The sequence below is a fragment of the Ochrobactrum sp. BTU2 genome (assembly GCF_024539785.1).
In the GTDB taxonomy this organism is placed as follows: Bacteria; Pseudomonadota; Alphaproteobacteria; order Rhizobiales; family Rhizobiaceae; genus Brucella; species Brucella anthropi.
Map to the genome: position 1 here is coordinate 786084 of NZ_JAHWRG010000002.1, position 21040 is coordinate 807123.

Here is a 21040-nt window from a genome sequence, read left to right on the forward strand (position 1 = left end):
CGTACCCTTAAGTACGCTCCGCTCCGTTGCTCGAAAATCACTCTTTTCGCCACGGCCTGACGAGTTTGCAACTGTGGTGCTAAAACAGACCTGACTTCTCTGGAGGGAGAGGGGTGGAGCTGGCTGCTTGGAGGAAGTGGCCGGCTCCATTGATTTTATACGTGTAGCGCGGAATAGTGCCGTCAAACGATAATCAAGACCGGGAAACTCATGACCACGATTGCCGATCCAAAGAAATTTCTGACCAGCCTTTTCGATGCCGCTGTTGCGGCTGCCGATCCCGAACTGGTGATCCGCGCCAATCTTCCGGCCAAGCCGAAGGGACGCACGATTGTCATCGGTGCGGGTAAGGGCTCGGCGCAGATGGCGGCGGCTTTCGAGTGTGCCTGGGCTGAGCGGCATGAGGGCGAGGACGCGCCAATCGAGGGTATTGTGGTCACGCGCTATGGTTATGGCGCGCCCTGCGCGCGTATCGAAATCATCGAAGCCGCGCATCCGGTTCCCGATGCTGCAGGGCTTCAAGCCTCGAAGCGACTGTTCGATGCTGTGTCCAACCTCACCGAAGATGACCTCGTGGTGGCGCTTGTTTCCGGTGGTGGGTCTGCCTTGTTGCCCTCGCCGCCGGACGGGCTGACGCTTGAGGACGAAATCGCGGTCAACAAGATCCTGCTTGCGTCGGGTGCGCCGATTTCGGCGATGAATGCGGTCCGCAAACATCTGTCGACGATCAAGGGTGGCAGGCTCGCCGCAGCCGCCCATCCGGCAAAGGTGTTCTCGCTCGTTGTCTCGGATATTCCGGGCGATAATCCGGCCTTCGTGGCTTCCGGCCCAACTGTGCCGGACGAGACAAACCGCGATGAGGCTTTGAAGATCATCGAACGCTATAGACTGGAACTGCCCGATGCTGTGCTTGCGCACATCAAGAGCGAGAAGGCTCACGCGCCAAAGCCGGATGACAAGGTTTTTGCGAGGAACGAAGTGCGCGTCATTGCTTCCGCTGCTGTTTCGCTGGAAGCGGCAGTGAAGGAAGCCGCGCGTCATGGCGTCGAAGCGGTGATTCTCTCCGATGCGATGGAAGGCGAGGCGCGGGAAGTGGCGCATGTTCATGCGGCGATTGCCCGCGAGGTGGCCGACCGTGACCGCCCATTCAGGAAGCCAGTGGTCATTCTGTCAGGCGGTGAGACGACCGTCACCATTCGCGGCAAGGGCGGCAAGGGTGGACGCAACAGCGAGTTCCTGCTGTCTTTTGCCCTCGATATTGATGGTTATGACAATATCCATGCGCTGGCCGCCGACACGGATGGTATCGACGGATCGGAGGACAATGCAGGAGCCTTTGCTGATGGTTCCACTGTTTTGCGTCTGCAAAAAGCGGGCGAGGATGGCGCGGCGCGGCTCAACGCCAATGATGCATGGACGGCATTCGACGCCATCGGCGATCTGTTCGTACCGGGGCCAACCGGCACGAATGTCAATGATCTCAGAGCTATTTTGATAGTGGCTTAGACTCGTCGTCCAACAGGATGCGACTGGCTGCTCCATCCAGATCGTCGTACTGGCCGTTCTTCAACGACCAGAGAAAGGCGACAAGGCCAAGCAGGCCCAGAAACAGCGCGATGGGAATGAGAAAGAGAAGTCCGCTCATTTGTGCGCTTCCTTGATGATAGCAACAGGCGCGATAGTCTTCTGCGTCTGTTGCTTTTGTTTTCCGGCCCGCAACCGCAATGCGTTGCTGACGACTACGATGGACGACAGCGACATCGAAAGTGCAGCCACCAGCGGGGTGACATAGCCGAAAATCGCAATCGGCACGGCTATGATATTATAGCCGATGGAAAGCGCAAAATTCTGGCTGATCAACCGGCCCGCTTCCTTCGAGACGGCAAAGGCAAGCGGTACTGCCGACAAGCTTTCGCGCAGAAAGACGAAATCCGCTGCATTGCGGCCAATGTCGGCTGCCGTCGCCGGGGCCATGGAAACATGGGCGGCGACAAGGGCCGGAGCATCGTTCAATCCGTCGCCGACCATCAAAACCTTGTTGCCTTCGCTCGACAGCTTCTGCACCAGCTCCGACTTATCGGCAGGCAGTACCTGAGCCTGAAAATTGTCGACGCCGAGATAGCCTGCAAGCCTCTCGACGGCAGGCAGCCTGTCGCCGGAAATGATGCCAAGCTTCAGGCCGTTGCGCTTCAGTGTGGCGATGGCTCCGGCAGCGTCTTCGCGCGGCTGATCTTCAAAGCGGAAGGTTTCAACCAGCTTGCCATCAATGGAAAGACAGGTTTCGGGGCCATCTGCATGAGGCATGACAGCGGTACCATCCGCCCAGTCCCGCTTGCCAAGCCGATAGATGGAGCCGTTGAGCTCTGCTTCGATGCCTGCGCCCGGCACTTCCTCGATACGGGTAAATGCGGTCATCGGTTTTGCGCCCGAGAACAGCGCAAGTGCGCGCGACAAAGGATGGCGCGAATAAAGCGACAGCTCGGCTGCGATTTCGAGATTGTGGGGATCAATCGCATCGGCATCAATCAGTCTCGGCTGACCGAGGGTCAATGTGCCGGTCTTGTCGAAAATGGCAGTGTCGATCTCGGCCATCCGCTCCATGGCGGAGCCGTCCTTGATCATGATGCCGTTTTCAAACAGGCGACGGGCCGCAACCACCTGCACAATCGGCACTGCAAGGGCGAGCGCGCAAGGGCAGGTGATGATGAGGGTGCAGATCGCGATATAGATGGAGCGATACCAGTCGCCACCGGTGTAGATCATCCAACCGACAAAGGCCGCAAAGGCAATCGTATGGACCATCGGCACGTAGAGTTCAGAAGCGCGGTCGGCGAGACGGCGATAGTAAGCGCGGCCACCTTCGGCGACATCCATCAGCCGCACCATTTCAGCGAGGAAGGAATCCTTGGCTTCCGCTGTCGCGCGGATGATAAGAGGCGTGGAAAGATTAAGTGTGCCTGCGCGGATATCCGAGCCGGGCCCGACAGGCACGGCATCGCTTTCACCCGATGCAATGGCGCAATCAAGTTCTGAACGGCCTTCTTCCACCTTGGCATCGACAGGTACGCGCTCACCTGCTGCAAGGATGATGCGCATTCCGGGGCGGATTTCGTTGACCGGCAGGTAATTGCGTTCGTCATTCTCGCCGATCACCACCGCGCCGCGGCTGCCGAGCTGCGCCAGACCGCGCACGGCGGAACGGGCACGGGCGCGCATCATGTAATCGAGCGTGCGGCCGATCAGCAGGAAGAACAGCAGTGTCACCGATGCGTCGAAATAGGCGTGCTGGCCATGGTTCATCGTCTCATAAACGCTCATGCCGAAGGCAAGCGTGATTGCGAGTGCAATCGGCACATCCATGTTCACGCGTCGTGCGCGCAGTGCATTCCAAGCTGAAACATAGAAAATGCGGCCTGAATAGATCAGCGTCGGCAGGGCGATAAGGCCGGAAATCCAGTGAAACATGTCGCGCGTCGCGGCATCCGCGCCCGACCAGACCGCGACCGATAAAAGCATCACATTGCTCGAAGCAAAGGCCGCGACGCCAAGTGCGATCAGGAGCCGCGTGAAGGTCGGATCCTTGTCCTGCGCCATGTCGAAGATATGCGCTTCATAACCGAGCCTGCGCAGCGGATTGACCACATCTGGCGGCGTCTCGCCATCTTTCCAGCGCACGGTGACGCGGCGCGCCGTCAGGTTGACGCGGACATAGGCAACGCCCGCGATCTTGCCGAGTGTCTCCTCGATGTTCTTGATGCACAGGCCACAATGAACACCGGGAACCGACAGGTCGAGCTGGCGAAAGCCGTCTCCAAGCGCACGGCTTGCGACCTGCATTTCATCTACAGAGACGGCCTGAACGACGGTCGCTATCTGTGCATTCTCGACGCAGCAGCTCATAGTATCCTCCCGTCCTTCACAAGAACGCGGATGATGTGGCGATAGGGGTCTTCAAGACCGGCATCGGCATTCACTTCCATGATCCAGGCGCCTTCGCCAAGTTCCAGCGGAGCGGTCAGTATGCCGGGTTCGCGGACTGTCAGCGTGACCTTGGTGTCGTTCACATCGCCAACCGGGCGCTTGAACTCAACCGTGCCACCGGTCAGGCCAACGGCCTTGCCGTCACGATCGGCCAGCTGCCAGGTGAAGACGCCGCTTTCAAAAGCAGGCTTCGACTGCCATTGCAGCGCGGCCTGCTCCTTGCCGGTCTGTGCCTTGTCGTTGAACTCCTGACTGGCGACATAGGTGTTCTTCACCACCAGCCCGCTCCAGCTATGGATGGCATTATAGGCCATGGTCAGATTGACGGCGATAATGACACCGAAGAAAGCGAGCATGATGCCCAGCATATGCCAGCCGGTAAACGTGCCTGGAGTTTTCGACTTGATCGACATTATCTGCCCTCCGGTGCCATGAAAGTTGCCTTGTAACGTGCATGTTCCGCACCGTTTGCGTCACGCACTTCGATTTCATAGTCCTTGCGATGATCGGTAATCGCATCATGCGGCATGGTGACGAAGACACGCAATGTCTTCAGACGGTCCGGCTCCACCGGAACATCGTAATTACCGTTTGTATCCGCTGTTTCGTCTTGCACCGTCAGTGTTGCCCCCGGCAGGCCCTCAATGGAAAGGCGGAAGGTGCGCGGCGTCGGGATCATGTTGAGCAGCTTGACCGTGTAGCCATTGCGGATCGATCCGTCCGACAAAAGCACATATTGCGGCGTGCGATCATGCAACACGTTGATGCCGATGCGCTGGCGCGTCGAAAGCGAGATGACGAGTGTAAGGCCGATCAGCGCCCATACGGCGAAGTAGAACATGCTGCGCGGACGCAACACCTTCTTCCACGACAGGTTCTGCACCTTGTCCGAGAAGCTGTTCGGCGCCTTGTAGACGCGTGCCGGATCGATAGGAGCCGTGCCATTATTGGTCGCCAGCGCCATGTTGAAGTCGTAATCGGCAAGCGTTGCATAGGAGATGAGACCGCGCGGCTTGTCGATCTTGTCCATCACCGAATTGCAGGCATCGATGCACAGCGCACAGGTGATGCATTCCAGCTGCTGGCCGTCGCGAATGTCGATACCCATCGGGCAGGCAGCGACACAGGCATTGCAATCCACGCAGTCGCCCACGGTTTCGCCTGCGGCAATCGCCTTCTTGGAATGGCGTGAGCGTGGCTCGCCGCGCCAGTCATTATAGGTGACGGTGAGCGAATTTTCGTCCAGCATCGCAGCCTGAATGCGTGGCCACGGGCACATATAGGTGCAGACCTGCTCGCGCATCAGCCCGCCGAAAATATAGGTGGTGGCGGTGAGGATGGCGACGGTGAAATAGGCGACGGGTGCGGCCTGACCTGTCACGAAATCCATGAGCAGCTTCGGCGCATCGGCGAAATAGAAAATCCATGCGCCGCCGGTCAGAACACCGATGACGATCCAGACGGAGTGTTTGGCAACCCGCTTCCAGACCTTGTCGAAGGTCCAAGGTGCCTTGTCGAGTTTCATGCGCGCATTGCGGTCGCCTTCGATGGCGCGCTCGACGACCAGATAGAGATCGACCCAGACGGTCTGCGGACATGTATATCCACACCAGGCGCGGCCCGCGACGGAGGTTACAAGAAACAGGCCGAGACCCGCCATGATAAGCAGTCCTGCGACGTAGTAGAATTCCTGCGGCCAGATTTCGACAAAGAAGAAATAGAAGCGGCGATTGGCAAGATCGATCAGCACCGCCTGATCGGGCGCATAGGGACCGCGATCCCAGCGCAGCCAGGGCGTCAGATAGTAGATGCCCAGTGTAATGAGCATGACAATCCATTTGAAGCGCCGGAACTCGCCCTGCACACGCTTCGGAAAAATCTTCACCCGCGCCGCATAAAGCGACTGCCGGGTCTTGGGGGAATTGACTGCCTGAACGTCAATGCGTTCGACATCGTCTGACATTTGCCTTGCTCCTGAAGCGTGATCCCGGAAAGACAGAAGCTGGTTTCCCGGAATGATCGCACTTGCAACAATTGAGAGCGGGGTGGTTATTCGCCGTCCGTTCCAATGCAGTGGTTTGAAGTGTATCCCGACCTGCCGTTTAAGCCGGGAGCATCTGGCCCCCGCATCGGTTCCGATGCGGGGGGCAGTTATTGTTACTCACCACCGCCCAGCGAATGGACGAAGATGGCAAGCTGCTTGACGGTCGCATCGCCGAGGCGTGTTTCCCATGCAGGCATGACGCCATGCTTGGGATGCGATACCTGACGCACGATGGCGTCCTCGCCGGAACCATAGAACCAGATGGCGTCTGTCAGGTTCGGCGCACCGAACTCACGCAGGCCCTTGGCATCCGCGCCATGGCAGACAGCACAGTTTTCGGCAAACACCTTCTTGCCTTCCGGCACCATTTCCGGATTGTGCGGCGTGCCGGACAGGCTCACCACATAGGCAGCGACATCGCGAATCTGCTGTGGTTCCAGCACGTCGACAAAAGCCGGCATTTCGGAAACGCGGGTGTCGGCATCGTCCTTCGAGCGCACACCATGACGAATGGTCGTCAGAACGTCGTCGATGGAACCGCCCCACAGCCAGTCGTCATCGTTGAGGTTCGGATAGCCGGGTGCGCCCTGTGCGCCAGAACCGTGGCACTGCACGCAGTTGACGCGGAAGGCAGCAGCGCCACCGGCAATCGCATATTGGCGCAGGTTTTCATCAGCCAGAATCTCGTGCACGTCCTTGGCCTTGATCTGGTCGATAATGCCCTGGCGCTCGCTGTCGATCTTGGCGGTTTCTTCCCAGAAGGCGCCACGACTCGACCAGCCGAGCACGCCGCCGGTGGAGCTGGAAATCAGCGGCCAGGCGGGATAGGCGATGACATAGGCGATCGCCCAGAAAATGGTGGCGTAGAATGTCCACAGCCACCAGCGGGGCATTGGATTGTCGAGTTCCTTGATGCCGTCCCATTCGTGGCCGGTCGTCGCTACGCCGGTGACATCGTCAATTTGCTTGTCAGTCATTTGCGTCATCCTTGAAAGGAATGTCCTTCGCGTGGTCGGCTATCTGCTTGCTGCCTGGCCGGAAGGCGTAGAAGACGACGAAGAGGAAAAAGAGCGCCATGCCGAGCAAACCCCAGCTATCGGCGAACGTGCGCATGGTATTGTAATCCATCGCTAAATCTCCGCTTTATCTCGCTTTGGGGGACTGGTCGTAGGTCGAGAAGTCGACCAGCGTGCCGAGCATCTGGAGATAGGCGATGAGTGCGTCCATCTCCGAGATCATCTGCGGATTGCCGTCGAAATCACCGAGCTTGGCCTTGGGATAGCGGGCCTCTACACCGGAAGTATCGGCATCGGGCGTAGCCTGTGCCTTAAGATCGTCCAGCGCGCTGTCGATCATTTCCTGGCTGTAGGGCACGCCGACCGCCACATTAGCCTTCAGATTGCCAGCAATGTTGGAGGCGTCCAGCGGACGGTTCTTCAGGAAGGCGTAGCTTGGCATGACCGATTCCGGCACCACGTCACGCGGACGGACAAGGTGCTGCACGTGCCATTCGTTCGAATAGCGGCCACCGACGCGCGCAAGGTCAGGCCCCGTGCGCTTGGAACCCCACTGGAACGAATGATCGTACATGGATTCCGCAGCAAGGCTGTAATGACCGTAGCGTTCCACCTCGTCGCGGAACGGACGGATCATCTGGCTGTGGCAAAGGTAGCAGCCTTCACGCACATAGACGTCACGGCCCGCGAGTTCCAGCGGCGAGTAGGGGCGCATGCCCTCCACCTTCTCGATTGTGTTCTCGAGATAGAAGAGCGGCGCGATTTCAACGATGCCACCGACCGTGACCACGGCGAGCGATGCGATCAGCAGCAGCGTTGCGTTTTTCTCCAGCTTGGAGTGGTTCTTTAGTATCGACATAAATCACACGCTCCTTATTCGGCAGGCTGCATGGTGGTGCCAGTTGCAGGCTTCGCACCGCCCATTGGGGCTTCGTTGCGCAGATTGCCGCGAATGGTCTGATAGACGTTCCAGGCCATCACGAAGCCACCGGCGAGGTAGAGCACGCCGCCAAGCGTACGGATGACGTAATATGGGAACATGGCGAGCACGGTTTCCGCGAAGGAATAGACGAGGAAGCCCTGATCGTCGTATTCGCGCCACATCAAGCCCTGCTGGATACCGGCAACCCACATGGCCGCCGCATAGAGAACGATGCCGAGCGTCGCCAGCCAGAAGTGCCAGTTGACCATGCGGATCGAATAGAGCCGCTGGCGGTTCCACAGCTTTGGTGCGAGATAATAGACGGCGGCAAAGGTGATCATGCCGTTCCAGCCGAGCGCACCCGCATGAACGTGACCGATGGTCCAGTCCGTATAGTGCGACAACGAATTGACGGCCTTGATCGAAAGCATCGGGCCTTCAAAGGTCGCCATGCCGTAGAAGGCGATAGCTGCAACCATCAGGCGGATGATCGGATCGGTACGGACCTTGTCCCATGCGCCGGAAAGCGTCATCAGACCGTTGATCATGCCACCCCAGGACGGCATCCACAGCATGATGGAGAACACCATGCCCAGCGTCTGCGCCCAATCGGGAACGGCGGTGTAATGCAGATGGTGCGGACCAGCCCAGATATAGAGGAAGATGATCGACCAGAAGTGCACGATCGACAGGCGGTAGGAGTAGATCGGACGCTCTGCCTGCTTGGGCACGAAATAGTACATCATGGCCAGGAATGGCACGGTCAGGAAGAAGGCAACGGCGTTATGGCCATACCACCACTGCGTCACAGCATCCTGAACGCCGGAGAAAGCCGAATAGCTTTTCACGCCGAGGAAGGAGACCGGGATCGCCAGATTGTTGATGATGTGCAGCATGGCGATGGTGATGATGAAGGACAGGTAGAACCAGTTCGCCACATAGATATGCGGCTCTTTGCGCTTCAGGATCGTGCCGAGGAACACGACCAGATAGGCGACCCAGACGATGGTGAGCCAGATGTCGACATACCATTCCGGTTCTGCATATTCACGGCTCTGCGTGATGCCGAGCAGATAGCCGGTCGCAGCCATGACGATGAAGAGCTGATAGCCCCAGAATACGAACCATGCGAGATCACCGCCGATGAGGCGGGCGCGGCAAGTGCGCTGCACGACATAGAACGATGACGCGATCAGGATGTTTCCGCCAAACGCAAAAACAACCGCAGAGGTATGCAGCGGACGCAGGCGGCCAAAGTTCAGGTAAGGTTCCAGATTGAGATCTGGAAAGGCGAGCTGCGCGGCGATAACCACACCGACCAGAAAACCGGTCACTCCCCAGAAAACCGTCGCGATGACACCGTATCGGATCGGGCCGTCCATATAGGTGGACTGGTCGACCTTTTTCGGCGTCAGGCCGTAATCGGCATTTCGCATCAGAAGAATGGTGAAGATGGCCAGTGTAGCGAACAGAATCCACATATGGGTTCTGAACAGCTCATCATGGGAAAATCCGGCCAGAAGCACGGCAAAAAGTGCTCCCAGACCGGAAAGGACTGTTCCAGCGGCGTAGTTCATGAAATCCCCTCGCAGCGCATGACAAGAGCCATCTCGGATGAGACAGCAATAGCGATAGGTTTCCTATCAGCGCTTAGAGAGCAGCTGTCATTGATCTAAATCAAAGACAGCTGCCAGAAGGCCCGAAAAATAGGGAAGAGAGCCTTGCTCAGGATTCGTCAATATTCCGCTTCAGCCGGATCATGATGCGGGACGCAGTATTATGTCATTCGACAATCGTGCCCGGCACGATGATTGATGCGCTTAACCCGCCTTGTGAGCGGTTTTGCAGCTGCAATTCGCCACCCATCCGTTCTGCCGCCATTTTCACAATTGCGAGGCCAAGGCCGCTGCCGGTTTCGTTGCGATGCGCGCCGCGGAAGAAACGCTCGGTTACATGCGGCATTTCGCTGTCGGGAATGCCAGGTCCATTATCCTCGACAGTGAGCCTGACTTTGCCCGCTTCAGCTTCGATCCGGCAGCGCACGGCGCCATCCCTGGGCGAGTGATTGACGGCATTTTCGATCAGGTTGCGGGCAGCAAGCGTGAAGAGATGCGGGGAGGGCAACTGCACCAGCGGCATGTTGTCTGGCAATTCGATGGAAATGCCGCGCTGGACTGCGAGCATCCGCATGTCGGTGGAAACCGCAACCAGAAGCTGGCACACAGGTTCGCATGCTGGTGCTTCAGTCTCATCGCTGGTTTCAAGCGCTGCCAGATCCAGAAGCTGGTTGGTGAGGCGGCTGGTGCGGTCGACGCCCGCCGCGATCTGGCGCACTGCATTGGCGCGCATTTTTTCATCCTTCGCACCTTCGGCAATCTGTGCCTGCGTCTTCAGTCCGGCGAGCGGCGTCTTCAGCTCATGCGCGGCAAAGATCGCAAAGTTGCGCTCGCGCTCGCGAGCCTCTTCAACGCGATGGAAAAGCCCGTTCAGCGCGGTGACGGCGGGTGCGATCTCCTTGGGCAGGTTCTGTTCGGGCAGCGGTCGCAGATCCTGCGCCTGCCGTTTGGAAAGCACGGACGCAAGGCGGCTCAGCGGGTCGAGACCGCGTCGCACGCACAGCCAGATCATGAGCGCCAGAACAGGTAGCATCAGCAGGGCTGGCAGCACGAGGCCCGCCACGACGTTCTGCACCAGCCTTTCACGAACGCTCAGGCTGTCGCCGACCATGACACGCAGGCCGAGCTGGGTATTTTCGACAGCGAATACACGCCAGCGATCACCCGCAACTTCCGTATCGGAAAAGCCGTTTGCGACATTGGTGAGCCGCACGCCGGGCGCACTTTCGGAACGTCCCACCAGCTTGCCGTCAAGCGCCCATATCTGACAGAACAGCTGCCGGTCATAAAGCGGAAAATCCGGCATTGGCTTCAGCGACAATTGCCCGCCATCACCTTCCGGGCCAACCTCCACACGGTGCTCGGTCAAAAGCGAATTGACCATGCGTGCGGCCTCCATCAGGCGCGCATCGAGTACTTTTTCAAGCTGTGACTGGGTGCTGATATGGATCCATACCACCGCGAAAAGCCAGACGAGGCAGGTAACGCCGATCAGGATGCCGGTCAGGCGGCTGCGGATGGAATTCATGCGCCTGCCCCTGCCAGACGGTAGCCGACCCCACGCACCGTTTCGATATAATCCGAACCGAGTTTCGAGCGCAGATGATGGATATGGACTTCCACCGCGTTGCTCTCCACTTCCTCCTGCCAGCCATAAAGCGCTTCTTCCAGTGAGGATTTGGAGAAGGTGGCGGTCGGCCGTTCCATCAAGGCGCGCAGGATCGAGAATTCGCGTCGGGTCAGCCTGACGGGTTCACCATGGAGAAGCACCGACATCTCCGCCGGGTCCAGTTCCACGCCGCGCCATTCAAGCAGGGCATTGGCGCGTCCGGCACCGCGTCGGGCGACAGCGCGCACGCGGGCTGCAAGCTCATGCAGGTCGAAGGGCTTGCCGACATAATCGTCGGCACCTGCATCAAGGCCGGCAATGCGCTCGGGCACCTGATCGCGGGCAGTCAGCAACAGCACCGGTGTCTCGTCGCGGCCGCGCCGCATCGTTCTGAGGATGTCGAGGCCCGAGCCATCGGGCAGCATCAGGTCGAGCACCACGGCATGATAGTTCTGGGCGGCAAGGGCTGCTTCCGCATCGCCGCAATTGGAAACGGCATCCACGGTGAAACCGGCAAGCCCCAACCCTACGGTCAGTCCGTCGAGGAGGATCGCGTCGTCTTCTACCACGAGTATGCGCATGAGTTCCTGTTTCCGCCTTCATTGACAATTAGAAGCACACGGGCTTTTCACCGCGCCAGCTTAAGGCTGTCTTAAGGTGGCCGGAGCATTCGCCTTTTGCAACATGATCAATTTGTCCGAATCGAATTTATGCGGAAAATCGTAATGCGTTTCTTTACGGGCCTCGCTGGCTTATTCATCAGTTTGTTTCTCGCGCTTGGCCCGGCATCGGCAGCGAACCCGTTGCCGGTCGATCAGGCTTTCCGCCTGAGTGTGCTGAAGGATACGGATGGCCGTCTCGTGCTGAACTGGCAGATCGCGGACGGTTACTATCTTTATCGCGATCATATCGAGGCGAAGGACGGGCAGGGAAACGCGCTTGCCGTCGATACGCAGCCCGGCCAGCCCAAGGACGATCCGAATTTCGGACGGCTTGAAGTCTATTACACCCATGCCACAGCAAGTGTGAAAGCAGATGCACAGCCGGTGGAACTGACCTATCAGGGCTGTCAGGAAGACGGCATCTGCTACCGTCCGGAAACCAGAACAGTCGATCCGGTCACGCTCGCCATATCCAGCGAAATGGGGCAGAAGGCCAAAGCGCTGACGCAGGCATCGGTATTTGCTCCAGCTGCTATGCCAACCGTTGAGCAGAATACGGCGTTTGCCCTTGCACCCGAAAAAGGCATGGTCGAAGGACTGCTCGATCAGGGCGGCACCGGGCTGGTGATCGCGGCGTTTCTGGCTTTCGGTGTTCTGCTTGCTTTCACGCCGTGCGTGTTTCCCATCTATCCGATCCTTGCCGGAACGCTGGCCCGCGAAGGTGAAAAGCTGACGGCAAAGCGCGGCTTCGTGCTTTCCGCCGTCTACGTCGTCAGTCTCGCACTGGGCTTTGCCGTGGTGGGTGCAATTGCAGGCTGGTCGGGGCAGAATCTGCAGATGGTGCTGCAGTCGAAATGGACCGCGCTTGCACTGGCCGGACTATTCACGCTTCTGGCGCTTTCCATGTTCGGCCTGTTCCAGATACAGCTTCCAAATTCATGGGTCAGCGCAATTTCGTCGCGTACTGGCCCCAATGGCCAGCAGCGGACAGGTTCCAAGCGGTCGGCAGCCATTCTTGGTTTCTCGTCCGTGCTGATTGTCGGCCCTTGCGTGACGGCACCGCTTGCAGGAGCGCTGCTCTACATTGCGCAGACGGCCAATGTGGCTCTGGGCGCTTCCGCGCTCTTTGCGCTCGGTATCGGCAAGGGACTTCCGCTCATTGCGTTCGCCACGCTTGGCGCTGGCACGCTTCCGCGCGCAGGCGCATGGATGGAAACGGTGAAGCAGATTTTCGGCTTCGGTTTTCTGGCAACCGCAATCTTCATGGCCGCCCCGCTTCTGCCGCCCGGCGTGGACATGGTGCTGTGGGCGCTCCTGCTTTTCGGGGCTGCAAGTTTCGCGTTTCTGAGGATTCCGGGGCGCAGCGTTGTGGCGCGCACAATAGGCACCGCAGCCTTCGTTTACGGCGTCATTTTGATGCTCGGCGTGGCTTCGGGCGGAAAAGACCCGTTGCAACCGCTGGCCGCATTCGGTAACCGTGGCGGCAACCAGAATCTGGCCGCGCTGCAATTTGCGCCGGTCGAGACTGTTTCTTCCCTTCAGGAGAAACTTGTTGAAGCGCGCGGCGACAAGCCGACGCTTGTCTATTTCACGGCGGACTGGTGCGTAAGCTGCTCCACCGTGGAGCGCCGGGTTTTGCCCGACGCGAGCGTGAAGAAGGCGCTGGGCGACTATCAGCTCATCAAGGCGGATATTTCGCAGCTTACCAGCGGCAATGCCGATCTTATGGCAAAGCTTGGTGTCGCCGGCCCGCCGACGATGATCTTCTTCGATCGCATCAGCAAGGAACCGGAGGGGACCAGATTGGTGGGCGATGTCACGACCGCCTCTATCGAACGTTCGGTAGGCCTTGTGAGCGCTGACTAGAGCATTTCCAGCAAAACTGCGAAGCGGTTTTGCGTCGGATAATGCGAAAAAACAAAGAGATAGAGCATTTCCGATGGCTCAGGAAAAACAGGAAATGCTCTAGAAATAAAGGATTTCAAGATGGCCCGGGGGCAAGGAAATTGATGGTACTGAATGAAAAGCCGGATGCACGGAGATCGCTGCTACGGATGGTTGTGGTTGCCTGTCTGCCTTTTGCTGCCGCAGCATGTACGACCGCATCCGCAGATCGACCGATTGCCGTTACCATGCCGCAGACTGTTGCTTTCACGCCGGAGCCTGTTGCCGTTGAACCGGTCAGCGAACCGGCACCGGAAGTACAAACGGCCAAGAGCGAATATGAGACCATGTATGGCGCGGTGAACGACCGCGGCAATCTCATTCCGGCACTTGATCTCAGCAAGATTGCGGATCGCAATCTGCGCCGGGAAGTCGATTATGCCACGACGGAGCCGGTTGGCACTATCGTGGTCGATCCCTATGCGCGCTATCTCTATCTCGTGCAGCCGGGCGGCAAGGCGATCCGTTATTCTGTGGGTGTCGGTCGCGCTGGTCTGACTTTCAAGGGCGATGCCAAGCTTGCATACAAGTCGCAGTGGCCGCGCTGGACGCCGACAGCCAACATGATCAAGCGCAATCCGGAGCATTACGCAAAATATGCGAATGGCCTTGAGGGTGGCATCCGCAACCCGCTCGGTGCCCGTGCGCTTTATCTTTATCGTGATGGCAAGGACACGCTGTACCGCATCCACGGCACCAACGAGCCCTGGTCCGTCGGCAAGGCTGCGTCATCCGGCTGCATCCGTCTCTACAATCAGGACATTCTCGATCTCTACAAGCGCGCCACCGCCGGTGCGCGTGTCGTTGTGTTGGATAAATCCCAATCGGGCAAAGGAGCAAGCTCATGATGAACCGTCGTCAGATATTGGCCGCAACGGCAGCCGGTGCCGCAACGATTGCGATTTCAGGCGGCGAAAGCCTTGCGCAGCGCGTGCCGACGGTTGCGGAAGTACTCTATGACAAGGAAATTCCGGTTCTGGGCAATCCGAACGGCAACGTGACCGTCGTGGAATATTTCGACTACCAATGCCCCTATTGCAAGAAGGGGCATGGCGAGCTGATGCGCGTGATCAAGAATGACGGCAATGTACGCCTTGTCATGAAGGACTGGATCATCTTCGGCGACACGTCGGCTTATGCCGCACGTCTCGTTCTGGCTGCGGAAAAGTCGGGCAACTATGTAAAGGCCATGGAAGCCTTGATGGCAACGCCCGGTCGTCTTACGCCGGAACAGGTGGATGCGGCACTGAAGAAGGGTGGGCTTGATCCGGCAAAGCTCAATGCAGCCTATAAAGCCGATTCCAAGCGCATCAACGCCATTCTTGAGCGCAACATGGATCAGGGCGAAGCCTTCAATTTCGGCGGTACGCCTTCCTTCGTTATCGGCACCAAGCTTTATGGCGGGGTCATGAAAGAGCCGGAACTGATCGAAGCGATCAAGGAAGCGCGGAAGGCCTAATTCAAATACCATTTGTCAAAGGGCGGAGTTGAAATGCCGCCCTTTCTTGCTTCAAAACGGATAATGCTGCGGACCTTCGATGGTGATCCAGCATGCCAAACTGGTCGATATCTGTCTTGCTACTTCATCGTCTGTCGATCGCATGCCTTCGCAGTCTCCGAAGACGCATTTCGATGCTTGTGAGAGTATTAGCGCAATTTTACGATCAGGATTCCGCCCGGCATCAGTTCCGAGGAAATATTCCTTGACCAATTGTTTCCAGTCTGGGGTGCGCCATTAATGCAAATCAGCCCAAGGTTTTGAAGTGCGCTGGCAAGAAATGCGTTTCCATTGTTGAATTGAATTTCAGATGTATTCGGGCCGAATTCGATATCTACTATGAAGTTGAATCGGAAGTCCGGATTTTTAGTAAAATCAGCATAATCCTCTACAGTAATCTCTAGAAGGCTTGAATTAAAAATATCAATTTCAGAGTTACTAATCAATGTTCTAGGTGACTGAACTGTAAGATTTGAGTTTAATATTGTTATGTTCTGGCGGATGATTGCTTATTTGTTGAAATAAAATTCTTTTGAATAAAATTCTAATTTACTGTTTGTGATGTTTATATTATTTCCATCAAGTGCAAATACGTTTGAGTTTGCTGTGAAGTCGGATCCACTTATAGAGAATTCTCCAGTTTTTATAGTTTTTGAATCTATAATAAATGCGCTACTATTTATATATAGAATTGATACTGTTAAATCCGTTACATCTGAAGTTAGAATGTGTGTGAGGGAGTTTTCATCCAGATATATTCTTCCAGATTCTGATATAAATCTTGATACGTTGTGTACCAAAAAACGGCCATTGAGTATTTTTATTGTTTCGTCACCGAATGGATTATAAAGATATAATGTTTGTGCATTCCCCATGAAATCAAAGATAACTTCTCCACCCGTTACTGAAATTACCGGAGTTTCTTGGTCTGTCGTCGGGTTCCAGGAAACAATGTCTGTCGCTGTGGATTGCCTCAAGGTCAGCGTTTTTCCCGGCGCATTCATCAGGAAGCTGGTTCCGTTTTCCTTGGAAAAGGAGACAGCCGAGGTGCAAAGACTCTCTTGAGATTCATAGCTGCTATCAAATACCTGTGATTTCTTCGGGTCCCATTTGAACTGTTCAGCCATTTTAAATTCCTTGGTACTATTGAAAATGTATTTTAATCGCTAAATAATATCGGATTGGCGATCTATTTAAATCTAGTATTTCTTCCGGGGGAAGAGATTTATTGATTCTCTGTTTTGTTGCTGGATTTGATTTTACTGTGCGTTGAGGCGAGTTTCTGTCCGGCCAGATGATGGAGCTGATTGCCGAATTGTTCTCATTTGCGGATAAAACGTGCAACGATATCGTCTCGAATTTGAAAGCAAGCAGCGGAGTGTAGCTTCGACGCGGTGGCATTAGCCTTCCTTCATGCTCATATTGAAGGAATACCGACATGAACCTTATGACCATGAAGACCCTCGACCCTGATGAAAACCGCTGGCAGAAAGTGCTCGACCGCGACAAGGCGTCGGACGGTGCATTTGTCTATGCGGTGCGCACTACGGGCGTCTATTGTCGTCCATCATGCCCGTCGCGGCGTGGAAAACGCGAAAATGTGCAGTTCTTCGACGGTTGCGAGGATGCAGAACGCGCTGGCTTCCGGCCATGCATGCGTTGCAAGCCGCATCTCTCCGAGACGTTGGCGACGCAGAACAGCACGCGTTACGCCGATATGGTAGCTGCCGCCTGCCGCTTCATCGAGACGGCGGAGGAAGTACCTTCCCTTGAAGAAATAGCGGCTTCCGTGAAGGCGAGCCCTGCCCATTTCCATCGTGTTTTCAAAGAGTTCACGGGGCTGACCCCGAAAGCCTATGCGGATGCGCATCGTGCAAAGAAGATGCGGGCGGCGCTCGATGCACCGGAAATCCGTGTAACCGACGCCATCTATGATGCCGGTTACAATTCCAGCAGCCGATTTTATGAGGCTTCGGACGGGATTTTGGGAATGACTCCAAAGGCTTACAAGCAAGGTGGCAAGAATGCGGATATTCGTTTCGCCATCGGTCAGTCGGCACTCGGGGCCGTTCTGGTGGCCGCAAGCGGCAAGGGCGTCTGTGCCATTTTGATGGGGGACGACCCGGAAGAATTGATCCGCGATCTGGAAAAGCGTTTTCCGCAAGCCAATCTCATCGGTGCGGACCGTGATTTCGAGAACATGGTGGCCGAGGTGGTCGGCTTCGTCGAAGCGCCACGCATCGGCCTCGACCTGCCACTCGACCTGCAGGGAACCGCTTTCCAGCAGCGCGTCTGGCAGGCATTGCGCGAAATTCCTGCGGGAAAAACAGTGAGTTACACTGAGATTGCCGAGCGCATCGGCGCGCCGAAATCGGTGCGGGCGGTGGCACAGGCCTGTGCGGCCAACAAGATTGCTGTCGCGGTTCCGTGCCACCGGGTCGTGCGCAACGATGGCGGCCTCTCCGGCTATCGCTGGGGCGTCGAACGCAAGCGCGATCTCCTGAAGCGGGAGAGCCAGGCATGAACAGAAATGAACCCATGCAGGTGGATAAAATCGCCGCCTATGACTGGCAAAAAATTGGCGCCGAACTGGATGAGTTCGGCGCCACAATCCTCAGGAACATAATTTCGCCACAGGATTGCCGCGAATTAGCCGCCGGCTACTACAATCTGGCCGCATTTCGAACTGTTATTTCGATGCGAAAACACGGTTTTGGGCGCGGGGAATACAAATATTACGCAAATCCCATTCCTGCCTTAATTTGGAATCTGCGCCAGACGCTCTATCCGCAGCTTGCGCCTATCGCCAATCGCTGGAGTGAGAGATTGGGATCGGATGTCCGTTTTCCTCCGACCCATGACGAATTTCTGGACCGGTGCCACGCGGCAGGACAGACCCGTCCGACACCACTCATCCTGCAATATGTAGAGGGTGACTATAATTGCCTGCATCAGGATATTTACGGCGATATCGCATTTCCGTTGCAGGTTGCGATTTTGCTTTCCGAACCGGAGAAGGATTTTACGGGCGGGGAATTCGTGCTGACCGAACAGCGCCCCCGGATGCAGAGCCGTGCGGAAGTCGTGCCGCTTCGACAGGGCGACGGCGTGGTTTTTGCGGTTAATGACCGTCCGATGCAGGGCACACGCGGCGATTATCGCGTCAAGATGCGGCACGGTGTCAGCCGCATCCGCTCCGGCCAGCGGCAAACGCTGGGCATAATCTTTCACGATTCCAGATAAAGCATGTCTCCCAAAAGTGGGAACCGGTATTGGGATAAAGACATGCGTGAAAACAAAAGCTTAAAGCGTGTTCCCTGAATATAGTAAGATGCAACACGCTTTAAAGGTTGAAACCGGTGTTTCGATAGCCTTTGATCGCGGCCAGAGCATGATTCCGAAAAGTGGGAACCGGTTTTCGGATAAAATCATGCTCAAACAAAAGTTTAGAGCGGGATAGTGGTTCAACTTGAAAACATCACGCTCTAGTCGATCAAAGGAGTCGGATATGAGCGTGACCATCTACGGTATCAAGAACTGCGACACCATGAAGAAGGCGCGCACCTGGCTTGAAGACCATGGCATCGGCTACGCATTTCACGATTACAAGAAGGAAGGGCTCGACGGCGAAACGCTCGACCGCTTTCTGAAAAGCGTTCCGTGGGAACAATTGCTCAACCGGGCCGGAACGACGTTTCGCAAACTGCCCGAGGAAGAACGCCAGAACGTCGATGCCGCCAAGGCGCGGGCGCTGATGCTGGCACAGCCATCCATGGTCAAGCGTCCGGTTCTCGACAAGGGCGGAAAGCTGACGGTCGGTTTCAAGCCGGAACTATACGAAAGTTTCTTCAAGTCTTGAGGCAGAGGAGCGCTGCCATAGATAGCTGTCGACAAGCAGATGGAGAGATCTATGCGGCAGCGCGCGAATAAGGTCGTTCAGCAATGGTCGGTAAGTTGGCGTGACTCCCTGATCGCGTCCTTTGCAGGCGGTGTCGCGTGGCTGATCTGCCAGTTGGCGCTGGGGCAGCCGAAACCTGTCTTTGCCATGGTCACGGCCGTGATCTGTCTGGCACCGAACCTGCCCAACCATGGCAAGCAGGCGATAGGGGTGATGGTCGGCGTCACGACTGGCGTGCTGGTGGGAGAACTTTCGCTGCTCTTGCCGGAAACGGTTCCGGTCTTCCACACAAGCATAGTGACGTTCGTCGCCATGGTGCTGGCGACCTCTTTCGGCATGGCTCCTGCAATTGCCATCCAGTCGGGCGTCTCTGCGATTCTGGTTCTCGCCATGGGACCGCAGGTCGCAGGTATAACGCGGCTGGTCGATGTTCTGGTCGGTGCCGGTGTCGGCTTGCTGTTCAGCCAGATATTGATGACGCCAAGCCCGGTGCTCCTGATCGACAAGGCCGTCCGCGGCCTGCTCGACCGTCTTGCCAACGGACTCAAGCAATCGGCAGTGGCGCTCGAAAAACAGGACCTCGTGCGCGCCCAGAGTGCAATCAACCAGTTCACATCCGCGCACCGGGCAGTGATCGCCCTCGGCGACGGTATTGCGCTGGCGCGCAGCAATGCACGCTGGTCGCTGCGTGGTCGGCTGGTGGCGCGCGAGGTTACGGAAATGGCGGGTCGGTACGACCGGCGTGGCATCCGCCTTTATGCATCGGCGCTGCTGTTCGGTGAAGCGCTGGGCAATGCGCTGCGAAAGAAGGAGGCCCCACCGCCTCCCTGGCTGACGGAGGCCCTGCAGGTTGTCATCGCCAATTGCGAGCTGGAGGAAGGGCAGGAACCAGGCCGAGTCCCGCCCATGCCAAAAGACATTCCGTTCGGCTGGCGCGATTGCGCGCACCGGCTGTTATCGGTTCAGGATACGCTGCTGCACTTCCTGCATTCCGATATTCCGGACAGTGTTCCCATCGCCGGAAGGAAGACTGAAGAAAAGCCAACTGCAGCATAGGTGGACGCGCACCGCTGCTGCAGAAAGACGTCACGCCGCTGGAACTTCACGCCGTTCCAGTATGCGGTCGATCAATCCCCATTCGAGACCGGCTTCCGCAGTCATGAAATTATCGCGGTCAAGGGCACATTCCACCTCTTCATAGGTGCGACCGCAATGTTCGGCATAAAGACGCGTCATCAGCCGCTTGGTTCGTTGCGCTTCCTCGGCATGGATGAAGATATCCGATGCCTGCCCCTGAAAGCCACCGGAGGGCTGGTGGACAAGCAGGTTTGCGTTGGGAAGTGCTGCCCTATGACCGGGCTCGCCCGCCATCAGCAGAAAGGAGCCCATCGAGCGGGCCGTCCCCATGCAAAGCGTGTGCACTGGTGCACGGACATAGTGCATTGTGTCATAGATCGCGAGGCCGCTGGTCACAACGCCGCCCGGCGAGTTGATATAGAGATTGATCGGCTGTTTGGAATTTTCCGCTTCCAGAAACAGCAATTGCGCGCAGATCAGTGCAGACACAGTGTCGTTCACTTCACCATTGAGAAAGATGATCCGTTCGCGCAGCAGGCGCGAATAGATATCGAACGACCGTTCGCCACGGCTCGACTGTTCCACGACCATAGGGACGAGTTGCATCGTTTCGCGCATCGGCGAACTCCTCTCTGTCAGAAATTCCGGGGTACTAGAGCATTTCCAGCAAAAGTACGAAGCGTCTACGCGGGGAAATCAGTTCACTGGACTGATTTCTCATGCCGCTTCGATGCGTAGGATAATGCGTAAAAACAAAGAGATAGAGCGGTTCC

The 21040-nt window shown here is 56.9% G+C and carries 20 protein-coding genes; 8 read left to right on the plus strand and 12 right to left on the minus strand.

Going from position 1 to position 21040, the window contains the following annotated elements; translation table 11 throughout:
- Positions 1–210 precede the first annotated feature (210 nt).
- Complete coding sequence (locus tag KWJ32_RS08425; protein WP_010658284.1) at positions 211–1506, plus strand: glycerate kinase; 1296 nt, start codon at positions 211–213, stop codon at positions 1504–1506.
- On the opposite strand, the gene ccoS is transcribed toward KWJ32_RS08425, so the two are convergent.
- From ccoS to KWJ32_RS08475, 10 genes are all read right to left on the minus strand, one after another.
- Positions 1487–1645: a cbb3-type cytochrome oxidase assembly protein CcoS gene (ccoS, locus tag KWJ32_RS08430; protein ID WP_010658285.1), complete on the minus strand. Its 159-nt coding sequence runs from the start codon at positions 1643–1645 to the stop codon at positions 1487–1489. The two genes, KWJ32_RS08425 and ccoS, sit on opposite strands and share 20 nt — an antisense overlap.
- On the minus strand, positions 1642–3900 hold the full coding sequence (locus KWJ32_RS08435; RefSeq protein ID WP_010658286.1) for a cation-translocating P-type ATPase: 2259 nt from the start codon (positions 3898–3900) through the stop codon (positions 1642–1644). The genes ccoS and KWJ32_RS08435 overlap by 4 nt, the downstream gene beginning before the upstream one ends.
- Positions 3897–4394, minus strand: coding sequence for a FixH family protein (locus KWJ32_RS08440; protein WP_010658287.1), 498 nt, complete (start codon positions 4392–4394; stop codon positions 3897–3899). The genes KWJ32_RS08435 and KWJ32_RS08440 overlap by 4 nt, the downstream gene beginning before the upstream one ends.
- Positions 4394–5944, minus strand: coding sequence for a cytochrome c oxidase accessory protein CcoG (ccoG, locus tag KWJ32_RS08445; protein WP_010658288.1), 1551 nt, complete (start codon positions 5942–5944; stop codon positions 4394–4396). Before ccoG ends, KWJ32_RS08440 begins: the two co-directional genes overlap by 1 nt.
- 194 nt (positions 5945–6138) lie before the next feature.
- Positions 6139–7002, minus strand: coding sequence for a cytochrome-c oxidase, cbb3-type subunit III (ccoP, locus tag KWJ32_RS08450; RefSeq protein ID WP_010658289.1), 864 nt, complete (start codon positions 7000–7002; stop codon positions 6139–6141).
- Positions 6995–7153 (minus strand): CcoQ/FixQ family Cbb3-type cytochrome c oxidase assembly chaperone, encoded by a 159-nt coding sequence (locus tag KWJ32_RS08455; protein ID WP_010658290.1) that lies wholly within the window; start codon positions 7151–7153, stop codon positions 6995–6997. The genes ccoP and KWJ32_RS08455 overlap by 8 nt, the downstream gene beginning before the upstream one ends.
- Before the next feature lie 15 nt (positions 7154–7168).
- A complete protein-coding gene (gene ccoO, locus KWJ32_RS08460) occupies positions 7169–7900 on the minus strand; it encodes a cytochrome-c oxidase, cbb3-type subunit II (RefSeq protein ID WP_010658291.1) in 732 nt (243 codons plus the stop codon).
- A 14-nt stretch (positions 7901–7914) separates the two neighbouring features.
- A complete protein-coding gene (gene ccoN, locus KWJ32_RS08465; protein ID WP_010658292.1) occupies positions 7915–9540 on the minus strand; it encodes a cytochrome-c oxidase, cbb3-type subunit I in 1626 nt (541 codons plus the stop codon).
- 205 nt (positions 9541–9745) lie between these two features.
- Positions 9746–11107, minus strand: coding sequence for an ATP-binding protein (locus KWJ32_RS08470; RefSeq protein WP_010658293.1), 1362 nt, complete (start codon positions 11105–11107; stop codon positions 9746–9748).
- Entirely contained in the window at positions 11104–11769 is a 666-nt protein-coding gene (locus KWJ32_RS08475; protein WP_010658294.1) for a response regulator, read from the minus strand. Before KWJ32_RS08475 ends, KWJ32_RS08470 begins: the two co-directional genes overlap by 4 nt.
- A gap of 144 nt (positions 11770–11913) precedes the next feature.
- Here KWJ32_RS08475 and dsbD point away from each other — a divergent pair, with 144 nt between their 5' ends.
- From dsbD to KWJ32_RS08490, 3 genes are all read left to right on the plus strand, one after another.
- On the plus strand, positions 11914–13716 hold the full coding sequence (gene dsbD / locus KWJ32_RS08480) for a protein-disulfide reductase DsbD (protein ID WP_010658295.1): 1803 nt from the start codon (positions 11914–11916) through the stop codon (positions 13714–13716).
- Between the two features lie 143 nt (positions 13717–13859).
- A complete protein-coding gene (locus KWJ32_RS08485) occupies positions 13860–14642 on the plus strand; it encodes a L,D-transpeptidase (protein ID WP_105528849.1) in 783 nt (260 codons plus the stop codon).
- The gene (locus KWJ32_RS08490; RefSeq protein WP_010658297.1) at positions 14639–15253 is read left to right on the plus strand and encodes a DsbA family protein; all 615 of its coding nucleotides are present in this window, start codon (positions 14639–14641) and stop codon (positions 15251–15253) included. The genes KWJ32_RS08485 and KWJ32_RS08490 overlap by 4 nt, the downstream gene beginning before the upstream one ends.
- Before the next feature lie 548 nt (positions 15254–15801).
- Here the strand turns inward: KWJ32_RS08490 and KWJ32_RS08495 are convergent.
- Complete coding sequence (locus KWJ32_RS08495; RefSeq protein WP_036578412.1) at positions 15802–16419, minus strand: hypothetical protein; 618 nt, start codon at positions 16417–16419, stop codon at positions 15802–15804.
- Positions 16420–16730: 311 nt separating this feature from the next.
- Here KWJ32_RS08495 and ada point away from each other — a divergent pair, with 311 nt between their 5' ends.
- From ada to KWJ32_RS08515, 4 genes are all read left to right on the plus strand, one after another.
- Complete coding sequence (gene ada, locus KWJ32_RS08500) at positions 16731–17816, plus strand: bifunctional DNA-binding transcriptional regulator/O6-methylguanine-DNA methyltransferase Ada (protein WP_010658299.1); 1086 nt, start codon at positions 16731–16733, stop codon at positions 17814–17816.
- The gene (locus KWJ32_RS08505; RefSeq protein ID WP_010658300.1) at positions 17813–18535 is read left to right on the plus strand and encodes a 2OG-Fe(II) oxygenase; all 723 of its coding nucleotides are present in this window, start codon (positions 17813–17815) and stop codon (positions 18533–18535) included. Before ada ends, KWJ32_RS08505 begins: the two co-directional genes overlap by 4 nt.
- A gap of 265 nt (positions 18536–18800) precedes the next feature.
- Positions 18801–19151, plus strand: coding sequence for an ArsC family reductase (locus KWJ32_RS08510; protein WP_256885964.1), 351 nt, complete (start codon positions 18801–18803; stop codon positions 19149–19151).
- Positions 19152–19202: 51 nt separating this feature from the next.
- Positions 19203–20246, plus strand: coding sequence for an FUSC family protein (locus KWJ32_RS08515; protein WP_256885965.1), 1044 nt, complete (start codon positions 19203–19205; stop codon positions 20244–20246).
- A gap of 30 nt (positions 20247–20276) precedes the next feature.
- Here the strand turns inward: KWJ32_RS08515 and KWJ32_RS08520 are convergent, their stop codons facing one another.
- The gene (locus KWJ32_RS08520) at positions 20277–20885 is read right to left on the minus strand and encodes an ATP-dependent Clp protease proteolytic subunit (RefSeq protein WP_256885966.1); all 609 of its coding nucleotides are present in this window, start codon (positions 20883–20885) and stop codon (positions 20277–20279) included.
- Positions 20886–21040 lie beyond the last annotated feature (155 nt).

Coding starts and splice junctions, on each gene's coding strand:
- ccoG (WP_010658288.1), bottom strand. CDS start 5,944: ATGTCAGACGATGTCGAACGCATTGACGTTCAGGCAGTCAATTCCCCC.
- KWJ32_RS08495 (WP_036578412.1), bottom strand. CDS start 16,419: ATGGCTGAACAGTTCAAATGGGACCCGAAGAAATCACAGGTATTTGAT.
- KWJ32_RS08470 (WP_010658293.1), bottom strand. CDS start 11,107: ATGAATTCCATCCGCAGCCGCCTGACCGGCATCCTGATCGGCGTTACC.
- ccoP (WP_010658289.1), bottom strand. CDS start 7,002: ATGACTGACAAGCAAATTGACGATGTCACCGGCGTAGCGACGACCGGC.
- KWJ32_RS08435 (WP_010658286.1), bottom strand. CDS start 3,900: ATGAGCTGCTGCGTCGAGAATGCACAGATAGCGACCGTCGTTCAGGCC.
- KWJ32_RS08510 (WP_256885964.1), top strand. CDS start 18,801: ATGAGCGTGACCATCTACGGTATCAAGAACTGCGACACCATGAAGAAG.
- dsbD (WP_010658295.1), top strand. CDS start 11,914: ATGCGTTTCTTTACGGGCCTCGCTGGCTTATTCATCAGTTTGTTTCTC.
- KWJ32_RS08505 (WP_010658300.1), top strand. CDS start 17,813: ATGAACAGAAATGAACCCATGCAGGTGGATAAAATCGCCGCCTATGAC.
- ccoN (WP_010658292.1), bottom strand. CDS start 9,540: ATGAACTACGCCGCTGGAACAGTCCTTTCCGGTCTGGGAGCACTTTTT.
- KWJ32_RS08520 (WP_256885966.1), bottom strand. CDS start 20,885: ATGCGCGAAACGATGCAACTCGTCCCTATGGTCGTGGAACAGTCGAGC.
- ccoS (WP_010658285.1), bottom strand. CDS start 1,645: ATGAGCGGACTTCTCTTTCTCATTCCCATCGCGCTGTTTCTGGGCCTG.
- KWJ32_RS08425 (WP_010658284.1), top strand. CDS start 211: ATGACCACGATTGCCGATCCAAAGAAATTTCTGACCAGCCTTTTCGAT.
- ada (WP_010658299.1), top strand. CDS start 16,731: ATGAACCTTATGACCATGAAGACCCTCGACCCTGATGAAAACCGCTGG.
- KWJ32_RS08515 (WP_256885965.1), top strand. CDS start 19,203: ATGCGGCAGCGCGCGAATAAGGTCGTTCAGCAATGGTCGGTAAGTTGG.
- ccoO (WP_010658291.1), bottom strand. CDS start 7,900: ATGTCGATACTAAAGAACCACTCCAAGCTGGAGAAAAACGCAACGCTG.
- KWJ32_RS08455 (WP_010658290.1), bottom strand. CDS start 7,153: ATGGATTACAATACCATGCGCACGTTCGCCGATAGCTGGGGTTTGCTC.
- KWJ32_RS08485 (WP_105528849.1), top strand. CDS start 13,860: ATGGTACTGAATGAAAAGCCGGATGCACGGAGATCGCTGCTACGGATG.
- KWJ32_RS08440 (WP_010658287.1), bottom strand. CDS start 4,394: ATGTCGATCAAGTCGAAAACTCCAGGCACGTTTACCGGCTGGCATATG.
- KWJ32_RS08475 (WP_010658294.1), bottom strand. CDS start 11,769: ATGCGCATACTCGTGGTAGAAGACGACGCGATCCTCCTCGACGGACTG.
- KWJ32_RS08490 (WP_010658297.1), top strand. CDS start 14,639: ATGATGAACCGTCGTCAGATATTGGCCGCAACGGCAGCCGGTGCCGCA.